The sequence below is a fragment of the Methanolobus sp. ZRKC5 genome (assembly GCF_038446525.1).
GTDB lineage: Archaea > Halobacteriota > Methanosarcinia > Methanosarcinales > Methanosarcinaceae > Methanolobus.
In genome coordinates, this window is record NZ_CP151792.1 from 2,207,069 (window position 1) to 2,223,752 (window position 16,684).

17 protein-coding genes are annotated in these 16,684 nt (G+C 40.5%); 9 read left to right on the forward strand and 8 right to left on the reverse strand.

Features of this window, described 5'->3' with window-relative positions:
- The first annotated feature begins 16 nt into the window (after nt 1–16).
- From WN948_RS10890 to WN948_RS10900, 3 genes are all read left to right on the forward strand, one after another.
- Nucleotides 17–946 (forward strand): replication factor A, encoded by a 930-nt coding sequence (locus WN948_RS10890; protein ID WP_342304232.1) that lies wholly within the window; start codon nt 17–19, stop codon nt 944–946.
- The gene (locus WN948_RS10895; RefSeq protein ID WP_342304233.1) at nt 947–1,513 is read left to right on the forward strand and encodes an RPA family protein; all 567 of its coding nucleotides are present in this window, start codon (nt 947–949) and stop codon (nt 1,511–1,513) included.
- Nucleotides 1,514–1,606: 93 nt separating this feature from the next.
- Nucleotides 1,607–1,840, forward strand: a complete 234-nt coding sequence (locus tag WN948_RS10900; protein WP_342304234.1) for a hypothetical protein — start codon at nt 1,607–1,609, stop codon at nt 1,838–1,840.
- Between the two features lie 5 nt (nt 1,841–1,845).
- On the opposite strand, the gene WN948_RS10905 is transcribed toward WN948_RS10900, so the two are convergent.
- Genes WN948_RS10905 through WN948_RS10915 form a run of 3 tightly spaced genes read right to left on the reverse strand, consistent with a single transcriptional unit; the run spans nt 1,846 to nt 3,698 of the window.
- The gene (locus WN948_RS10905; RefSeq protein WP_342304235.1) at nt 1,846–2,379 is read right to left on the reverse strand and encodes a metallophosphoesterase; all 534 of its coding nucleotides are present in this window, start codon (nt 2,377–2,379) and stop codon (nt 1,846–1,848) included.
- 18 nt (nt 2,380–2,397) lie between these two features.
- Nucleotides 2,398–3,186: a MarR family transcriptional regulator gene (locus WN948_RS10910; protein WP_342304236.1), complete on the reverse strand. Its 789-nt coding sequence runs from the start codon at nt 3,184–3,186 to the stop codon at nt 2,398–2,400.
- Entirely contained in the window at nt 3,183–3,698 is a 516-nt protein-coding gene (locus WN948_RS10915; protein WP_342304237.1) for an ArsR family transcriptional regulator, read from the reverse strand. Before WN948_RS10915 ends, WN948_RS10910 begins: the two co-directional genes overlap by 4 nt.
- 563 nt (nt 3,699–4,261) lie before the next feature.
- Here WN948_RS10915 and WN948_RS10920 point away from each other — a divergent pair.
- The 3 genes from WN948_RS10920 (at nt 4,262) to WN948_RS10930 (ending at nt 5,736) form a co-directional block, all read left to right on the forward strand.
- On the forward strand, nt 4,262–4,873 hold the full coding sequence (locus tag WN948_RS10920) for a hypothetical protein (protein ID WP_342304238.1): 612 nt from the start codon (nt 4,262–4,264) through the stop codon (nt 4,871–4,873).
- Between the two features lie 72 nt (nt 4,874–4,945).
- The gene (locus tag WN948_RS10925; protein WP_342304239.1) at nt 4,946–5,245 is read left to right on the forward strand and encodes a nitrilase-related carbon-nitrogen hydrolase; all 300 of its coding nucleotides are present in this window, start codon (nt 4,946–4,948) and stop codon (nt 5,243–5,245) included.
- A gap of 2 nt (nt 5,246–5,247) precedes the next feature.
- Nucleotides 5,248–5,736 carry a nitrilase-related carbon-nitrogen hydrolase gene (locus WN948_RS10930; RefSeq protein WP_342304240.1) on the forward strand — a complete coding sequence of 163 codons (489 nt, stop codon included), beginning with the start codon at nt 5,248–5,250 and terminating at the stop codon, nt 5,734–5,736.
- An 8-nt stretch (nt 5,737–5,744) separates the two neighbouring features.
- On the opposite strand, the gene WN948_RS10935 is transcribed toward WN948_RS10930, so the two are convergent.
- The 4 genes from WN948_RS10935 to WN948_RS10950 form a co-directional block, all read right to left on the reverse strand.
- Nucleotides 5,745–7,313, reverse strand: a complete 1,569-nt coding sequence (locus WN948_RS10935) for an ATP-binding protein (RefSeq protein WP_342304241.1) — start codon at nt 7,311–7,313, stop codon at nt 5,745–5,747.
- 259 nt (nt 7,314–7,572) lie between these two features.
- Complete coding sequence (gene leuS, locus WN948_RS10940) at nt 7,573–10,461, reverse strand: leucine--tRNA ligase (RefSeq protein ID WP_342304242.1); 2,889 nt, start codon at nt 10,459–10,461, stop codon at nt 7,573–7,575.
- Between the two features lie 657 nt (nt 10,462–11,118).
- Nucleotides 11,119–11,268, reverse strand: a complete 150-nt coding sequence (locus WN948_RS10945; RefSeq protein WP_342304243.1) for a hypothetical protein — start codon at nt 11,266–11,268, stop codon at nt 11,119–11,121.
- 37 nt (nt 11,269–11,305) lie between these two features.
- Nucleotides 11,306–11,458, reverse strand: a complete 153-nt coding sequence (locus tag WN948_RS10950) for a hypothetical protein (RefSeq protein ID WP_342304244.1) — start codon at nt 11,456–11,458, stop codon at nt 11,306–11,308.
- Nucleotides 11,459–11,578: 120 nt separating this feature from the next.
- On the opposite strand from WN948_RS10950, the gene cgi121 reads away from it, so the two are divergent.
- From cgi121 to WN948_RS10965, 3 genes are all read left to right on the forward strand, one after another.
- Entirely contained in the window at nt 11,579–12,088 is a 510-nt protein-coding gene (cgi121, locus tag WN948_RS10955; protein WP_342304245.1) for a KEOPS complex subunit Cgi121, read from the forward strand.
- A gap of 105 nt (nt 12,089–12,193) precedes the next feature.
- Nucleotides 12,194–13,285, forward strand: a complete 1,092-nt coding sequence (glpX, locus tag WN948_RS10960; RefSeq protein WP_342304246.1) for a class II fructose-bisphosphatase — start codon at nt 12,194–12,196, stop codon at nt 13,283–13,285.
- A gap of 18 nt (nt 13,286–13,303) precedes the next feature.
- Entirely contained in the window at nt 13,304–14,581 is a 1,278-nt protein-coding gene (locus WN948_RS10965) for a tRNA (N(6)-L-threonylcarbamoyladenosine(37)-C(2))-methylthiotransferase (protein WP_342304247.1), read from the forward strand.
- 58 nt (nt 14,582–14,639) lie between these two features.
- Here the strand turns inward: WN948_RS10965 and WN948_RS10970 are convergent, their stop codons facing one another.
- Nucleotides 14,640–16,385 (reverse strand): chloride channel protein, encoded by a 1,746-nt coding sequence (locus WN948_RS10970; protein ID WP_342304248.1) that lies wholly within the window; start codon nt 16,383–16,385, stop codon nt 14,640–14,642.
- Nucleotides 16,386–16,684 lie beyond the last annotated feature (299 nt).

Genomic DNA, 16,684 nt, shown 5'->3' on the forward strand with positions numbered 1-16,684 from the left:
GCTTGAGGATTTAACTATGAAACAATTAGCACAGGAAATTAGTTCCAGGTTCCATGAACTTGGAGTGGAGATCCCTATTGGGGATATTGAAGAACGCCTTGACAAAATGATAACAAAGTTCAAGGTTCCAAAGGAAGAAGCACGCAGAAGTGTTGTTAACTACTTTTTAAAATCATACAATATTAATAGGGGCGAGTTTTACACCGGCCAGACAGAATCACCCACGGTTAATATTTCTGACATAACGGAAGATGGAAAATGGGTCAATGTCCGGGGAAAGATTGTCCAGCTATGGGACAACACTCATGAATCAATATCTCAGGTGGGTCTTATCGGGGATGAGACTGGAACCATCAAATTCACACTTTGGAAAAGTGCTGCAGCACCTACTGTTGAAGAAAGTAAAAGCTACATATTCAGGAACGTAGTTGTAAATGAGTGGAATGGGAAATTCCAATTGAATGTTAATAAGAGCAGTTCTATCGAGTCCCTTGATGAAGATATCGAAGTAGGGACTACTACTGTTGAGTTCAAAGGTGCCATGGTGGACATTCAGTCCGGTTCAGGCCTCATAAAAAGGTGTCCGGAGTGCAACCGTGCATTGACAAAGGGAGCCTGTATGGAGCACGGTAAGGTGGATGGCGTCTATGATCTTCGTATTAAGGCAGTTATGGATGATGGTGCTTCTATACAGGATACTATACTAAAAAGAGACCTGGTCGAAGAGATTACTGATATGACGCTTGAAAATGCAATTGCCCTTGCAGCAGATGCCCTTGATCAGGGAGTTGTCCTTGAGCAAATGAAAAATTTACTTGTGGGCAAATACTACATTGTAAGCGGATCCAAAATCGAAAGATATCTTCTTGCAGAGTCCATTACTCCTGTGTTCTCACTGGAGCAGTCTGAATTGGATGAATTAATAGCTGCAGCAGAGGTGATCTGAATGGTTGGTTATACAAGGGAAGTTGCCAGAAGGATATTTGCTCAGGAGTTCAGGGAGTCCAATCTAAGTTTCAAGGATGGGGATGATCAATATGCTCCACAGTATCTTCTGACGCCAACCGGTGCGAAGGTCAATCGTATATTCATTATCGGTACATTAATTGAGAAAGAAGATATTGGTGCGGATTCTGAATATTGGCGTGGTCGGGTTACAGATCCAACTGGCTCTTTTCTGATATATGCAGGACAATACCAGCCCGAAGCTGCTCAGGTACTTGCCGAATGTGAGACTCCTGCATTTGTTGCTGTGGTCGGCAAGCCAAGTACTTATACTACAGGTGAGGGTGATGTACTTACTTCTGTTCGTCCTGAGTCACTCTATATCGTGGATGGCCAGACTCGTGATATGTGGGTATTAGAAACGGCAAAATGTACTCTTGATAGACTCAGTACTCTCGATGGTACATCTGCCAATGCACAGCGGGCAAAAGAATATTATAATCCTGACACCGGGCATTATTCTTCAATGGTTGCCCAGGCGCTGCACTCCTTAAAAGAAAGTTATTGATGCCATTTTTGGGGCATATTTTTGCCCTTTTCTTTTTTGCCTGACCAAAAGTACCATATGTGACCCGAGCGTTGTAAATTCTGTGGGTGTTACATGAAAACTTATCTGTTACTCTGGTTTAACAGCAACGGTTCAATGCCCTCTGAAGTGAACAGGAGTCTTATGTCCCTTGGGTTCAAACAAGTTCAGGGGAATTATGACTATGTTTATGACTGGGGCAACAATGTAGATCTGGATGAGATTCTTTTATTCACTGATAAGGTCCAGATGACATTGAAAGGTACGGGCGTGATGTTTAAAACAGAAACCGTAAACGGTCAGAATTAGCTGGATTACTTGCTTTCCTCGCCAAGTTTGCGGGAAAAGTCAATATATCCACAGGATTGACCTGTTATTGGTATGATCTTTGTTTCTATTGAGCCATTTTTAATTTGCAGTTCGACTGCACATGGGTCAGACATCCTCGGTTTTGTGGGTGATCCCGGGCAAATAATGAGGACATCACTTTTTTCAATAATTGGTCTGTGAAGGTGTCCGAACACAAGAACATCTACTCCCATTTCAAGAGCCATGTATCTTGTTGCAGTGTAATCAACAATAGAAAGTGCAGCTTCATGAATTACTCCTATCTTAATTCCTTCCACTTCAAAGACCAGTTTTTCCGGCAGGAGTTCTTTTACGGAAGGTTCATCAGAATTTCCGTGCACTGCTTTAAGTTTCCCTGTAGCATTGAGTGCTTTGAAAAAAGCTAATGAATCAAAATCGCCGGCATGGACTATCATATTATACTGGTCGAAAACGTCAGATAGATAAGCAGGAATACTTTCTGTTTCCAAATGCGTGTCCGATACCAGTATCATTTTCATATGATCATCTTCATCCGGTCATTGTATACTAAGGTCAACAAGTTCGTATTCAAGATCTTCAGCTTCAAGCCTGCTCAGGATGGTTGGCACTTCTTCATCAATAGCAAGTACAAGTGAAGAAATGCCGTGATATGCGGCTTCAATTACTGACTCCTTTGCCCCGAACATTACGTGTGGTTCAAGGCCAATTCTTCTCAGGGATATAAGTGACTCAACCCCCACTGTTGCAATATATGATTTGGATTTAGCAAGGGATCTTAAACGTTCTACATCAACATTATGTGATCCGCCCCGCTCAACTCTTGGTATTTTGCAAATTGTAATGCTTGCATTCTCAAGATCAATAAGGCCCATGAGGTCGGTAACACCCACATCATCCCCTTTCTTTGCACTTGAAATTGTTGTTCCGGTTGCGTTAGTCACACCCGTTGTACTTACATAAAGTAAACCATTATCCATTTTGAGGTAGACCTCTTTTCCTTTTTCAAGGTCTTCCTCGGCAATTGCAGTCCAGGTAGATACATGGCTTATTATATCGCTCATTACGTAGCGTGCATATCTCTTCATGTCTGCGGCATTTTCAAGTACCCATTCAACACCTACTTTTGTAATTCTGTAGCGAACTCTCCCTTCAGAATAGACCAGACCTTCTGCGACAAGTTCTTTGATGTATTCAGATACTGCCTGGGGTGTAACTCCTATTTTTTCAGCAATTTCCTTTTGTCTTACATTAGGCTGATGCGCAGCTACTTCTATTAGTATCTGGAATTTGGTTATGCCGCTTTTGCTATGAAGAAGTTCTATCATTCTGCTTCTCCGCCCAGAAGTACCTTGAGTCTTTGTCCCATAACTGTGAGTTTATCAGACCTGCGGGCAACCGCACGAATGTATAACGGACTCTTGGTCAATGCTCTTGTAAGACTGCTCATAGAATCGTTTCCCTGTTCAACTAGCTTCTCAAGTTCTTCAATAGCATCCTTCACTTCTTCATAAGGCATAAAAGTGAGCATAATAATGTCACTCATGTCTTCGAAAGAGCATTGGAAATTTGTCTGGACTTTAGAATAGGATGCGCGGTATTCCTTTTCAGGGGTCTTACCAGGTTCCGGCATATGCCACTGGCTTTCTATCAAACCACTTTTTTTGAGAATATTGATGCTTTTAGTAACATCACTACCTAAAAGCTCTTCAAGTTCTTCCTTTGTCATCCATAGGCTCAGAAGTGAATCAAATACTTTTTTGTGTCTCTGGGATCCAAAAACCTGAAGCAGAGGTACGAGTTCGGAGGGGTCATTAATAATTCTTGTTCGTTTACTCATTTGATTACCTCGTCTATGTCAACGGATCTGGTATTAATAGCCACATTTGAACTTCTTCCCTTGTTCATGTGAGTAGTCACTGACTACCTATTGTCTATTTTAGTACCTATTATATTGAGGTTTAATTTAATAAATGTGTTGTGATTTCATAAAGTTTCGAAATAGATTTCAGCCTTTCTTTCTAGTTGAAAGAAGGAAGTTTATGTGACTGGTCCTTAATGTTCTCATGCAACGCATAGGTTATAATTGGAAGTGCTATGGTAGCACCTACAAATACCTGGATTTCTTGCTTTTTTTGCAATTTTGCCTCAGGAAACAGCTTTATCTAAATTACATCCTGAAATACGCTCATATGTTCATCCCATGCTAACGGGGGACACATTTTTATTTACCAGATTAATATCATGATAAGCCATTAGTGGTATAGTTTCCATCAGACTATGAGGGACTGTAATAACGTCATTATTGCTTTTAAATCTACCTGTATATACTGCGTTTCTTAATTTTCTTTGAAAAGTACCGCTAAATATATCAGGTTTGTTATCAATTATGGTGCAGTTAATATGTCTGATACTATTTATCTCCTCATCAACGAAATTCTTAAGGGCAGACAGCTTTCTATCAGTGGTGTTACACGTGAACTGAAAGACAGGGGAATGGATGAGCACCGTCTCGTAATGACTGGCTACCTGCGGGCTCTGAAGGACCTCAATATATTAAATGAAGTTGAGATTCCTCCTTCCAAGGTTTATAGCATCGTGGAAACCGAGCAAAGTGACAATGAGGATATATATTCTCTCATTGCCGAGCATATAAAACATGTTGAACCTTTTTTGATGATTCCTGTTGCAGCCTATGTTTTATCAAGAACACTTGACAGGCCTGTATTTAAGGAAGAGTTCATCAGAATGGGCTTGAGTGCAAAGAGCCTGAATGATTATCTTGCTTCAGTAAACTGTGCTGTCAGTCCGACGGACAAAAATCCAAAGGAATATGCTGCCGGTATCACAAAAATTAAAATTCCTGTAGGAGAGCCTGCTTATGAAGTTAAAACTGTGACTGCAGATATCGTAAAGAATTCCAATTGCATACTTTTCAAAATATTAAGGAGTTCTGTTGATCTGGGTGGCCTTATTCCTAAAACAAAATCCACTTCCATTACGGATTTTGGATAAGCTATTTTCTTTGATGCTTAATAGTAAATAATAAATTGGTTCATAAAATAGGTTGAAAAGGTTTTGTTTTTTATGAATACTATAAAAGCAGCCTGTATCCAGATGGATATCCTCCATTGCGAAAAAGAAGCAAACATTTCAAAAGCTCTTTTCATGGCACGAGAAGCTAAGGCAAAAGGCGCTGATATTCTGATATTTCCTGAAGTGTTTTCAACAGGCTTTTGTTATGAGGATGTGGATAATTCTGCAGAGCCAGAGAATGGTGAAACTGTGCGAAAAATGTGTGATTTCTCAAGAGAAAATCAATGCGTCCTTATTTTTTCCTTAATAGAAAAAAAAAAGTTGAAAATGGTTTTAATTATTATAATCTAGGTTTGTGCATTGAAGATGGGGAAATCGCAGGAACATATCGTAAAACACATCCTTTCAAAAGTGAAAAACAGTATTTTTCATCAGGAAGTGAGATTCATCCCGTCAGACTGCTTAAACGGGAAATTACAGTTGGTCTTCAGATATGCTATGAACTACGATTTCCTGAAGTTGCCAGGAAACTTGTTCTTGAAGGCTCTGACATCCTTGTTACCATTGCCGAGTTTCCTTCACCGCGAGGGCATATATGGCGGTCACTTGCAATAGCCCGCGCAATTGAGAACCAGATACCTCATATTGCATGTAACAGGGTAGGGGATGGCCCATCATCCTCTTTTTTCGGAGGTTCCATAATAGTCGACGCTCTGGGTGAGGTCAAAGCAGAATCAGGTGATGTGGAGTCTGTGATTTTACACCCCATTGAATTTGAAAAAACTCAGAAAATAAGGGACATGATTCCTGTACTGAAGGACCGTCGTCCAGATCTTTATTGAGGTACTAATTAGCTGTTCTCAATTTTTGCTTTTTTCAGGAGCACATTGAATTTAGTTCCTTTTCCATCCGGTCCATCCTCAATTCCCACGCTTCCTTCATGCAGTTCTATTATACGCTTGACTATGGCAAGTCCAAGACCTGAACCTTTCACATTTACTTTGTGTGCTCTTTTGAACCTGTCAAAGATGTGGGGCTTATCTTTATTGGATATTCCCTCACCTTCATCTGTTATGGATACTTTCCATGCATTTTCAAGATCTTCAATATTTATTGTGATTGTACTTCCTGAAGGACTGTATTTTATGGAATTCCCGATAAGGTTTGAAAAAACATCTTCTATAGTTGTATTAACATCTGCCGGATACTCATCTGCCGGATTGAAAATCACTTTCATAGCCTTATCATCTATCTTTGGTTTGAGATTATCTATTATTTCTTCAATGATCTCTTTCAAATCCATGGTTTCAAAATCGAGCTCATCCATATTCTCGAGTTTGGCTAGATTTGCAGCATTCTCAATAAGATCTATAAGTTTCTTGTTATTTCTTTCAATTGCCTTTAGTGCGTCTTCTTTCTGACTCTCGTTCTCTTCTTCTATGAGGTACTCAACATACCCTTTAATGACAGTGGCAGGGTTTATGAGGTCGTGTCTGAGTATGTCTGTAAAGAGATCTTTGAGTTCGTTTGAGTGTTTCAGTTCAAGGGAATATTGTTTCAATTTTTCCTCTGCTACTTTCCTCTCTCTTATCTCTACTTCAAGTTCCCTGTTCTTTGAATTTAGTTCTGAGGTTTTCTGGTCCACTTTGTTACGCAGGGTCAGGCTCAATATTACAAATAATAAAAGTAATCCACCACCAAAACCAACAGATAATTTAAGCCATGAAGGACTTTCCCATGTGTTCAGGTCCAGGTCGCTTGTTTCCGATGAAGCATAGTATATAATTCCGTCTTCAATTACCATCTGGCGAATATTTTCGTCTATTATCCTGGCAATTTCATTATCTGAATTATTAGTCAATGCAAAAACCATGTCAGTAGGGGATATGACGAAAGGTATTTTTTCCACAGTATACTGTGCTTCATGTTCTTTTGAATAGGATTTTGCGATTATCCCTGCATCAGCTTTTCTACTCTGAACCAGTTCAAAGACTTCCACGTAATCATCGGCCATTACAAATGTGTAGCTGATGTTTGAATTTCTCGGGCTGGCATTGAAATTTTCATAAAAAAGATCATCCTGGTAGGCTATTTTTCTTCCATTAAGGTCACTCATGGAACTAATACCTGAACCGTTATACGCGTAGACAATTCCCCCGTCTGTGAACGCTGCTTCAGTTGTCAATATGTATCGTTCATCCATTTCAGGTGTGTAGGGGATAGCAGGCAGAATGTTTATGCTACCGTTATCCAGTCGTTCAAAGGACTGTTCCAGTGTACCAGGGACAAATTCCAGTTCCCATCCTTCCTTCGAAGCGATGATTTCCAGTATTTCAATATACAGGCCTTCGGCTGTTCCGTCCTTATTTAGAGAAACAAATGGGTCATTCTGATAAACCCCTACTTTTATTTCATCCATCAATGAATTCGCAGATACACCGGAAATCAGTAACGAACTTAATATTGCAGTAATAATAAGGACTTCAAGAGTTTTGTTTATTTGTTTTGTCCTGTTTTTGCCCTGAATTATAATTCATCCATTTATTTGCCATCCAATAGTATACTATATTTATTGGCTTTAAATTTATATTTATTGATTATATTATATAATCTGGACGAGAATCTGTCAACAAAAAAAGTAAAAACTGGCTTTTGGGTGCCAACAACCATTAACTTACTTATTCAAGATAGATGGCAGGTCTGAGGGGAGCTGCAAACCTTGATTTATTTTCCGGGTCATATTCCGGTTCATCAGCCGTATAAACCTGTATCGTACAACCGATCTCATTTGAAATGCAGCCGGTGTTCTCTTGAAGGACTGTCATCTCGTCAAGGCGCATTCCAAGCAGCATCTCGAACCTTTCAGTCTTCATGCTGGAAATATCCGGTACGAGCTTCTGGACATATTTTGGAATCTCTTTTCCATGTCTTCGGTTCTCGGGATCAGACATCAATGTCTTTATGAGCTTTCCCGGGTTGAGTTCGTCATTGTTCTTCATTTCTAGCGCCATCTTGAAAGTTTTAACTTTCCACTCAGGTGCAGTGTAAAGAGCTATCATCTTAGGTTTTATCTTTGTGACCTTGATGATCTCCTCAATATCAGAAAGCGTGCTACACATAAGTTCTTCCGCAAGTTCTGCATCATTGTCTATGAACCTCGGGCAGAATATCGGATATGCCACCTGGGATACAAAGTCACCATCACCGTGACCCATATTGGTCCATATTTCTTCGCATATATGAGGTGTGAACGGAGCCATCAGGCGTACCCATACATCGAGCACATCGTAGAGAAGCGCTGTTCCTCCTCTTCTCTGATACCATTTCACATCGTTGTAGAGCAGGAAAAATGCATTTTGGAGCGCACTTCTTGTGCGAATGGATGTCATATCATTGTTTGTTTCTCTGACGCACTGCTGGAGCCTGCTGAGCATCCAGCGGTCAATGAGTTTGAGATCTCCCTCTATACCGGATGTTGCACCTGAATCTATTATTTCATTTGCAAGTTTGTAGAACCTTTCCACCTGCTTCCTTGAGCTTTTTACTCCGTCATCTCTCCAGTCAGCATCCTGAGTTTGTTCTGCGCTTGAAAGAATGTACATGCGTGAAACATCAGCACCATAGGTGTCAACGGCTTCTCTAAGTGTAAGTATCGGTCCCTTGGATTTGCTCATCTTCTGCCCTTCGAGGGACACAAATCCATTTACTGCAAGAGCACGTGGCCATTTGTCCTCATCAAATATCGCGACATGGTGGAACAGGAAGAACAACAGGTGATTTGGCACAAGATCTTTTCCTGAAGATCTCAAGTCCACAGGATACCAGTAGTCAAAATCAGACTTGATGTTTGCAATGAGTGTTTCTGAAAGTCCGGTGTCAATTGCTGCTTGTTGTACGGATCCTTTGCCAAGCAGTACATAGTCAAAGAGTGCAGGAGTCAGCTGATCTACATCGATTCCCTGTGCAAAGAATTTGTTCGTGATGTAGTATGACATATAAATGGTTGAATCTCCAAGAGATTCGATAAGCCAGTTCTTATCGAATGGAAGTCTGGTGCCAAGTCCTTTTTTCCTGGCGCATGCCTTGTCTTTAAGCCAGTCTACCTTGTTGTTGAACTCAACTCTTATTTCCTCTGGGATGATGTCCATTCCCTTAATACATTTGTAGACCTTGTCTTTCCACTGCGGGTTAGAATAATTGAGGAACCATTGTCCTTTGACCATATTGACAACACATGGGGTTCCACAGCGGCATACAACAGGTTCACTGAATTCATAGAACACCTCTCCTATACCTTGTTCAATAAGGTCCCTTGTAAGTATGTCCTTTATTTTGGAAACTGCTACACCAGCGTATTTTCCGGTATTCTCTTTCAGAACACCACCATGGAACTCACGGCGGTACACCATCTTTGTGGCTTCTTCGGCCTTAGGGTCTTTCTGGTCTTTCACACCAAACTGTTCAACAGCTTCCACTGCTGGATATTCTCCAAATTCCTTGGCCTGGATAAGTGAAATGAGTTTTATGTCCCTTAGATTCTCTGTAATTCCGTATTCAGACAGGTCCTTGTCATAAAGATCTTTGAGTGCCAGGTAATCATAAGGTGCGTGCGCAGGCACACTCATAACGATACCGCTACCATTCTCTGCTTTAACAAAAGACGCTGGCAGTGTTATGACTTCATTTCCAGAGAGTGGGTTTGTTACTTTGATCCCTATGAGGTCTTTGCCAGGTACGTTCTCTATGAACTCAATGGTCCTGTCGGTAAAGGTGAGCTTTCTGTAAGCTTCCTGGCTTACGACCCATATCTCTTCACGTTCATCTTTTGTGACCTTAAGTTTTGCATGTTCTATGTCTGGGTTCACCCAGAGGTTGGTAACGCCAAAAATAGTCTCAGGCCTGAGAGTTGCACATGGAAGTACCATTCCATCATATCTGAATTTCATCATGGTGAAGTCTACGATGGTAGCTTCCTCTCCGTGAAGTATGTCATGATCCTCTACAGGATTATCATCATTAGGGCACCATTTTACAGGATGTGCACCTTTTACGATCATTCCTTTTTCATGAAGGAGATTGAATTGCCATTCGATGAATTTCTTGTAAGTTTCATCGGTGGTTGTGAACTTGCGTCTCCAGTCAATTGAATAACCAATTGAACGCATTGCTTTTTCCGCTTCCACACTGAAATACTCCACTATTTTTTCAGGAGTTGTGAGGTTTTCCAGTATGTCATCAGGTATCCTGTGAAGACGGGAATAGACATCCATTGTCTGTGGATCCTTGTTTGCAATAAGTTCTGCAAGTCCTACAATAGGTGTTCCTGTAACGTGGAATCCCATTGGGTAGAGTACATTATATCCAAGCATTCTCTTGTGCCTGGCTATGACATCTCCGATGGTGAATGTTCTTGTGTGTCCGGCGTGTAAATTGCCGTTCAAGTATGGGTAAGGGATGGTTATAAAGTATTTTTCCCTTTCATCAGGTTCAGGCTCGAATATCCTGCTTTCATTCCAACGGCTTTGCCATTTGTTCTCTATTTTCTGTGCATTATATTCTTCTTGCATTGCTCGCACCTTTTAACGCTGGACTAAATCGTCACTATCTTCCCAAAGTCTATTGGTCAAATCTGAATATTAACCTTACGTACTTTTCATGAAACAGGGCATGTAGTTTACTAAATGTCTCAAATAGCACCTGAAAACCTTCAACATCATGCGGTTTGATTCAGTTCTTTGATTATAGTGGGTTTAATAAGTAACAACCTTAATAAAGGATACGGATTTGCCTTAGTTTCTCCGTTTCCATTTTTCTAAAAAGCGTCCTGTAATTATCTGTTGTGAGCACGATACACAGTTATATTATTATCATTGTTATTGGTTCTAGCAGGCCATTCATGACGGTTAAATGCCAATTATTCGGCAATGAAGATTAAAATAGTGTGTAAGTAATGGGTCATTAAAATAATTAGTAACTATTCAGCCTGATAAAAACGCTATCAATAACAATCTTGACAAAAAGTTGAAACGTAAATTTCATTAGGATCATTTATTTTGATTGTTGCTATTGATTGCTTTTTTGATTGTTAGATTATTAGTGAGTAGACATCTCTATTTCGATGAAATCAGTACCAATAGGCAAATCGTGCCAGGCTGAATAGTTACAATAATTAAACTCGAATTACTCTTGTGTCAGCCAGAAATAACACATTTTAAGAGTATGTCTCAATCTCTTAATTTAAACTGTTTACTACAACAAGGGCATACGGTTATATCATCACAGGATGTGTCGCCACGGTCGATGATTTCCATCTCAAAACCGCATGTCTCACAGAAATAACGCTCCCCTGGTTGCATATCATACAGTTTATGCATTTGCACCAATCTTCCGTTTGTTCATTTTAAAGTTTTGTCATTCCCATCCTCTTGCCATCTTTTCACCGCAAAAAGGACACTTCACTTCTCCTTCTCCGCAGTCATTGCAAGGAATAACAACTTCTTTGGAAAACCCACAGTTGTAGCACTTGTAGTATTTGCTTTGTTGCACATTACGTGGTTTATTCATATTGCCCCATACTCCAATTTATTCTTTGGCTTATGTGTTGATAAAGTTATCCAGTTGAACAATTGAACACATCATGCCTGACCGTTATACTTATTCTCAGGGACTCTTGTATCTTGGTACATGGAATTCAAGATGACAGGTGGATCTATCTACATAGACAATGTACCTGATTTTCTGAAGGTGCTAAGGTCTATATCTTCAAATTACAACACTATCGTCCAGGCAATGGATGGCAGCAAGATAGCAGGCGAAAAACACCTTCTTTTTTCTATCCAAAAAGCTTTGCGTGCTAAAGAGAACAATTGCTGTATGGCACATGATCTGGGAATTGAAATCATGAGGTATGCTTCGGGCAAAAAACAGATTGGTGAGGCATTTTCCATGGGTGTTCATGAAGGACAGATGAATGTAGTATTTGTTGTACTTGGTGAAAATACAGATGTTGAATTATCTGTTCAGGAGTTAAATAATCTCATTGAAGAAGCACCTGTGATGAAATATGCAAGTTCCAAAAGGGCTGTTTTGATTGAACAGTTTTCGATAACAGAGGAAGAAATATGGGCAGCAGGCGAAGAGATGATCCCATCCCTTGTTATGGAAAGAGTAGCTTTGGTTGATATTTTGAAATAGACTGAGCATTGACATATCAACCCCGCGAAACTCTAATATAGAAACCATTAATACATGTGTCATTAAATTTGTTATAATCAAAAAACAATTCAGGAAATGATAATTATGCCTCATCCTAAAACCGCTGAAGAGATGATAAAGTGTGCGGGACCAATCGAGTGTTCCCTTTTGCCCAGGTTATTACATGTTACAGAAGCAGCAGCAATTGCAGCTTCTTACCAGATGGGCCGTGGCGATAAGAATTATGCAGACCAGGTTTCTGTGGAATCAATGCGCAGAATGCTGAACTGTCTTGACATGAAAGGTATGATCAAGATTGGTGAAGGAGAGCGTGATGAAGCACCCATGCTTTTTATCGGTGAAGAAGTGGGAACCGGAAAAGGTGAACTGGAAGTCGATATTGCTGTGGATCCTCTTGAAGGTACCAACCTGGCAGCAAACGGAACCCCAGGTGCCATATCTGTAATGGCCATGGCTGAAAAGGGTGGATTGTTCCACGGTCCGGACATTTATATGGATAAGATCGTAGTCGGTTCGGAAGTAGTAAAATATGAGAAAGCACATCCGGATGAAAAAATAGACCTTGATGCACCAGTGCTTCAAAATCTTCAGATAGTCGCAAAGGCCCTTAACAGAAATGTGGATGAACTTGTGGTTGTTATCCTTGAAAGGGACAGGCACGAGGATAAAATAAAAGAGATAAGGAAAACAGGTGCCAGGGTGAATCTCATCACAGATGGCGACCTCCTGCCTGGGGTTGCAACCGCTATTCGTGGTTCCGGCGTACATATGGTACTTGGTTCCGGTGGTTCAGGGGAAGCCGTGCTTACAGCAGCTGCTCTAAAGATACTTGGTGGCAAGATTCTTGCAAGGCTTGTTCTTCCTACTGTAGCTAATGGTGGTTCACCTGAGGATATTGCGAAGGAAAAGGCTGAAAAAATGCCAAGACTTGAGAAAATGGGTATCACAGAAGGCAATATCAATGATGTGTTGGATACTGAAAAGCTGGCACCGGGAAAGGATATTATTTTCTCTGCTACAGGTGTCACACCAGGTTTACTGCTTCGGGGTGTCAATCTTTTCGGAGACGGTGACTCAAGGGTTCACAGCATAACTATGGGTAGTTCAGGAGTTGTCAAATTTTCTGATACGATCTATATCCATGATACAGAGAAAACTCCTCTCCGATTTGTATAAATGTTAGTCATCTGTAAAATGAAAGTACATATCTCAACTTACGGCTGTTCTGCAAGTCAGGCATCAGCCGAGATAATGAAGGCAAGTATCAGGGATAGCGGGCATGAGCTTGTCTCTGAGAAAGATGCTGATGTAGTTGTTATCAATACGTGTACTGTGAAATATACAACCGAGCAGAAGATCCTCTATAAGATTCAGGAATTCGGTGAAAAAGGTATAAAGGTCATAGTTTCCGGCTGTATGCCAGAAGTTCAGCTTGATGATATCATGCATCAGAATCCTGATGCCCACATATTAGGTGTGAATTCGATATCCCGGTTAGGTCAGATGCTTGATTCCCTTAATTCGGCAAATGGCAGTGTAAAGGTTTTTCTTTCGGAACCCGAGGGTTTCCAGAGTGTTCCAAGGATGCGTTTTAATTCTAATATTCATATCTGTCAGCTGTCCCAGGGATGCAATTATGCTTGTGCATATTGTATAGTGACCATAGCACGCGGTAGCCTGCGTTCATTTGAACCGGATGAGTTAGTTGCTGATGTAAGAAAGGCTGTTGATGAGGGGTGCAGGGAGATATGGCTCACATCACAGGACAACGGCCAGTATGGAACTGACAAAGAGGTCTTGCTTCCTCAACTGCTGGATATGGTGTGCAGGATACCTGGCCAGTTCAAGATAAGGGTTGGAATGATGAACCCTTTTTCTGTGATACCAATTCTTGATGATCTGCTTGACTCTTTTGAAGATGAGAAAATATACAAATTTCTTCACCTTCCAATACAATCCGCATCAGATGATGTCCTGAAGTGCATGAATCGGTATCATTCGATATCAGAGGCCAATGTCATTATTGATAGGTTCAGGTCACGATTTCCTGACATGACTATTTTTACGGATATTATTGTGGGTTATCCTGGTGAAAACGATGAAGATTTCAAAAAGACAGTTGACTGGGTGAAAGAGTATAAACCGGAAAAGGTGAATATCTCCCGTTTCACTCCAAGACCGCATACCAAAGCATGGGAAATGCGAAAGCTCGATTCACGTATAATTGTTAACAGGTCCAATGAGTTGCATGATGTTTGCGAGTCTGTTAAACTTGGAACAAGGGATTGTATGATTGGCAAAGAAGTCGATGTTTTCCTTTCAAAGCCTGCAAAACAGAAAGGCATGATGGCACGTACTGACACGTATAAACCAGTGGTCATTCCGAAATGTGCTCTTGAACCGGGAATTAACTGTCGTGTATACATATATGATGCAACACCAGGCTATTTCCTGGGAAGGATTGTAATTTAAGTTTAGGTTTAATTTTAAATTTAACCGGTATTTTAGCAGATTATAGCCTTTATTCCGGTTAAGGACCTTCTTTTTGTAGTCTCTGTACTTTATCAAGTATCTTCTTATCGTATAATTTCACGATATCACTGCGGGTTATTATTCCAAGCAGTTTTGTCCTGTCTGTTTTTAAGACTACTGGAAGCCTTCCAATATCTTTTGCAGCAAGGCGCTTTAATACTGTATTCAGAGTTTCTTCCGGATATGCCACTTCAACATCCTTGCTGCATATCTCATTGATCGTCTTATTAAGTTCATCGTGGCCTACTTTGTCCCTGACATCTTTAAGCGTAACCACGCCAGATAGATTCCCGTTTGAATCAAGCACCGGAAATCCTGCGTGCCGACTTGATTGCATGAGAGATATCAATGCTCCTACTTTCTTGTTCTCCGATACTGTCTGAACGTTGTGTTTCATCGCATTTGTAACCAGCAAGGATTCCATGATGTCGACTTCCCTGCCTTTTCTGATGGTGAAGCCTCGTCTATGTAATCCTTCTGTGAATATGGATTCGGAGTAAATAGAACTTGAAACTACATTGCTGACTACACATGCAAGCATTATTGGTAATATCATGTTATAGTCACGTGTAAGCTCAAAAAGAATGAGAATAGATGCAAGGGGTGCCCTGCTTGTTCCTGCGAATACGGCTCCCATGCCTGCAAGAGCATATGCGCCTGATTCTGCTGTGATCGTTGGGAATATCCCATGCACAATAGAACCGTAAGCTCCACCAAGCATTGCACCGACAAAAAGTGAGGGTACGATGGAGCCACCTGATCCGCCTGATCCCATTGTAAAAGAGAATGCGATGATTTTCAGAACAATGAGTGCCAGCATGAGTTTCAGTGCCAGTCCGTTGTTCAGGGCATCAGTTATGGCATCATATCCTACACCGAATATTTGTGGGTAGAAGAATCCTATCAGGCCTACGAACAGACCACCAATTGCAGGTTTGATAACCGGGTGTATGCTCAGTGAATCAAAGAACTTGTGTATTCCAAAAAGGGAACGCATTAGAATTGCTGATATGATTCCGGCCAACACTCCAAGGAAAAGATAAAGGATGGATTCAAAGAAGGGATTCATAAGTTGATATGATGATACTTCTATTGTTCTAACACCAAATATCACAGTTGATACCAGTGTTGCAAAGACTGCAGAGATAACAATGGGTATAAATGAACTCGCTTCAAGTTCACCTAATATTACCTCAACTGCAAACACAACTCCTGCAAGAGGCGCATTGTAGGCAGCGGCAATTCCGCCAGAGGCTCCACATCCGATCAGTATTTTCACTCGGTTACCATTCATCTTGAATATCTGTGAAACCAGAGATCCTACTCCTGAACCTGCAAGAACCACGGGTGCTTCTTTTCCAACAGACCCACCGGAACCGATAGATACGATAGATGCAAGAACTTCCAAAAATGCATTTCGTGCTGACATTCTTCCGCCATGAAGGGCGGTTGCTTCAATGACCTCTTCAATGTCATAGCGCCTGGTATGTATGAACAGGTGAACTATTATACCAACGATGAGTCCGCCAAGAGCAGGGAGGAGTATTATAAAATAGCCGTGAGATTCAGGAATTATCCCGTTAAATGAATTCTGGCTGATTTTCAGTAATCTATCATAAAAGACGATGGCAAAGCCTGTGAGAACACCTACAACAAGTGCCAGGGAATTGGATATCAGCGATTCTGTATGTAACCATTGTAGCAAATTTTGCTTTAGGTCTTTGAAAGCTGTTTTTCCATCCAAGAAGTTTCATCTCTGTTACTGGCTGGCAGGTTTAACATATCCATAATAGATATATTTTTTGAATTGCCTGTGTATATATATATTTTATATTCTGTAATTAGATTCTTTTCTGTATATATTGTAAAATAATTATCATAAATATATATATCATTCAAAATTAAATAATTTTATATTATATTATTTCTAATAGGTAAATGTGGAGTAATGTGGGGACATCAGTGATAGCGCTGTATGTCTGCAAAAGCAATCATTAGTAGTTGTATACAGGAGTGTATGCGGCTCAAAAAAATTGACTATAT

Excerpts from the sequence above, each read along its gene's own strand:
- WN948_RS10935 (WP_342304241.1), bottom strand. The coding sequence starts at position 7,313 with ATGGATGAAATAAAAGTAGGGGTTTATCAGAATGACCCATTTGTTTCT.
- WN948_RS10950 (WP_342304244.1), bottom strand. The coding sequence starts at position 11,458 with ATGAATAAACCACGTAATGTGCAACAAAGCAAATACTACAAGTGCTAC.
- cgi121 (WP_342304245.1), top strand. The coding sequence starts at position 11,579 with ATGGAATTCAAGATGACAGGTGGATCTATCTACATAGACAATGTACCT.
- leuS (WP_342304242.1), bottom strand. The coding sequence starts at position 10,461 with ATGCAAGAAGAATATAATGCACAGAAAATAGAGAACAAATGGCAAAGC.
- WN948_RS10920 (WP_342304238.1), top strand. The coding sequence starts at position 4,262 with ATGTCTGATACTATTTATCTCCTCATCAACGAAATTCTTAAGGGCAGA.
- WN948_RS10890 (WP_342304232.1), top strand. The coding sequence starts at position 17 with ATGAAACAATTAGCACAGGAAATTAGTTCCAGGTTCCATGAACTTGGA.
- WN948_RS10925 (WP_342304239.1), top strand. The coding sequence starts at position 4,946 with ATGAATACTATAAAAGCAGCCTGTATCCAGATGGATATCCTCCATTGC.
- WN948_RS10915 (WP_342304237.1), bottom strand. The coding sequence starts at position 3,698 with ATGAGTAAACGAACAAGAATTATTAATGACCCCTCCGAACTCGTACCT.
- WN948_RS10945 (WP_342304243.1), bottom strand. The coding sequence starts at position 11,268 with ATGCATAAACTGTATGATATGCAACCAGGGGAGCGTTATTTCTGTGAG.
- WN948_RS10910 (WP_342304236.1), bottom strand. The coding sequence starts at position 3,186 with ATGATAGAACTTCTTCATAGCAAAAGCGGCATAACCAAATTCCAGATA.
- glpX (WP_342304246.1), top strand. The coding sequence starts at position 12,194 with ATGCCTCATCCTAAAACCGCTGAAGAGATGATAAAGTGTGCGGGACCA.
- WN948_RS10905 (WP_342304235.1), bottom strand. The coding sequence starts at position 2,379 with ATGAAAATGATACTGGTATCGGACACGCATTTGGAAACAGAAAGTATT.
- WN948_RS10895 (WP_342304233.1), top strand. The coding sequence starts at position 947 with ATGGTTGGTTATACAAGGGAAGTTGCCAGAAGGATATTTGCTCAGGAG.
- WN948_RS10965 (WP_342304247.1), top strand. The coding sequence starts at position 13,304 with ATGAAAGTACATATCTCAACTTACGGCTGTTCTGCAAGTCAGGCATCA.
- WN948_RS10900 (WP_342304234.1), top strand. The coding sequence starts at position 1,607 with ATGAAAACTTATCTGTTACTCTGGTTTAACAGCAACGGTTCAATGCCC.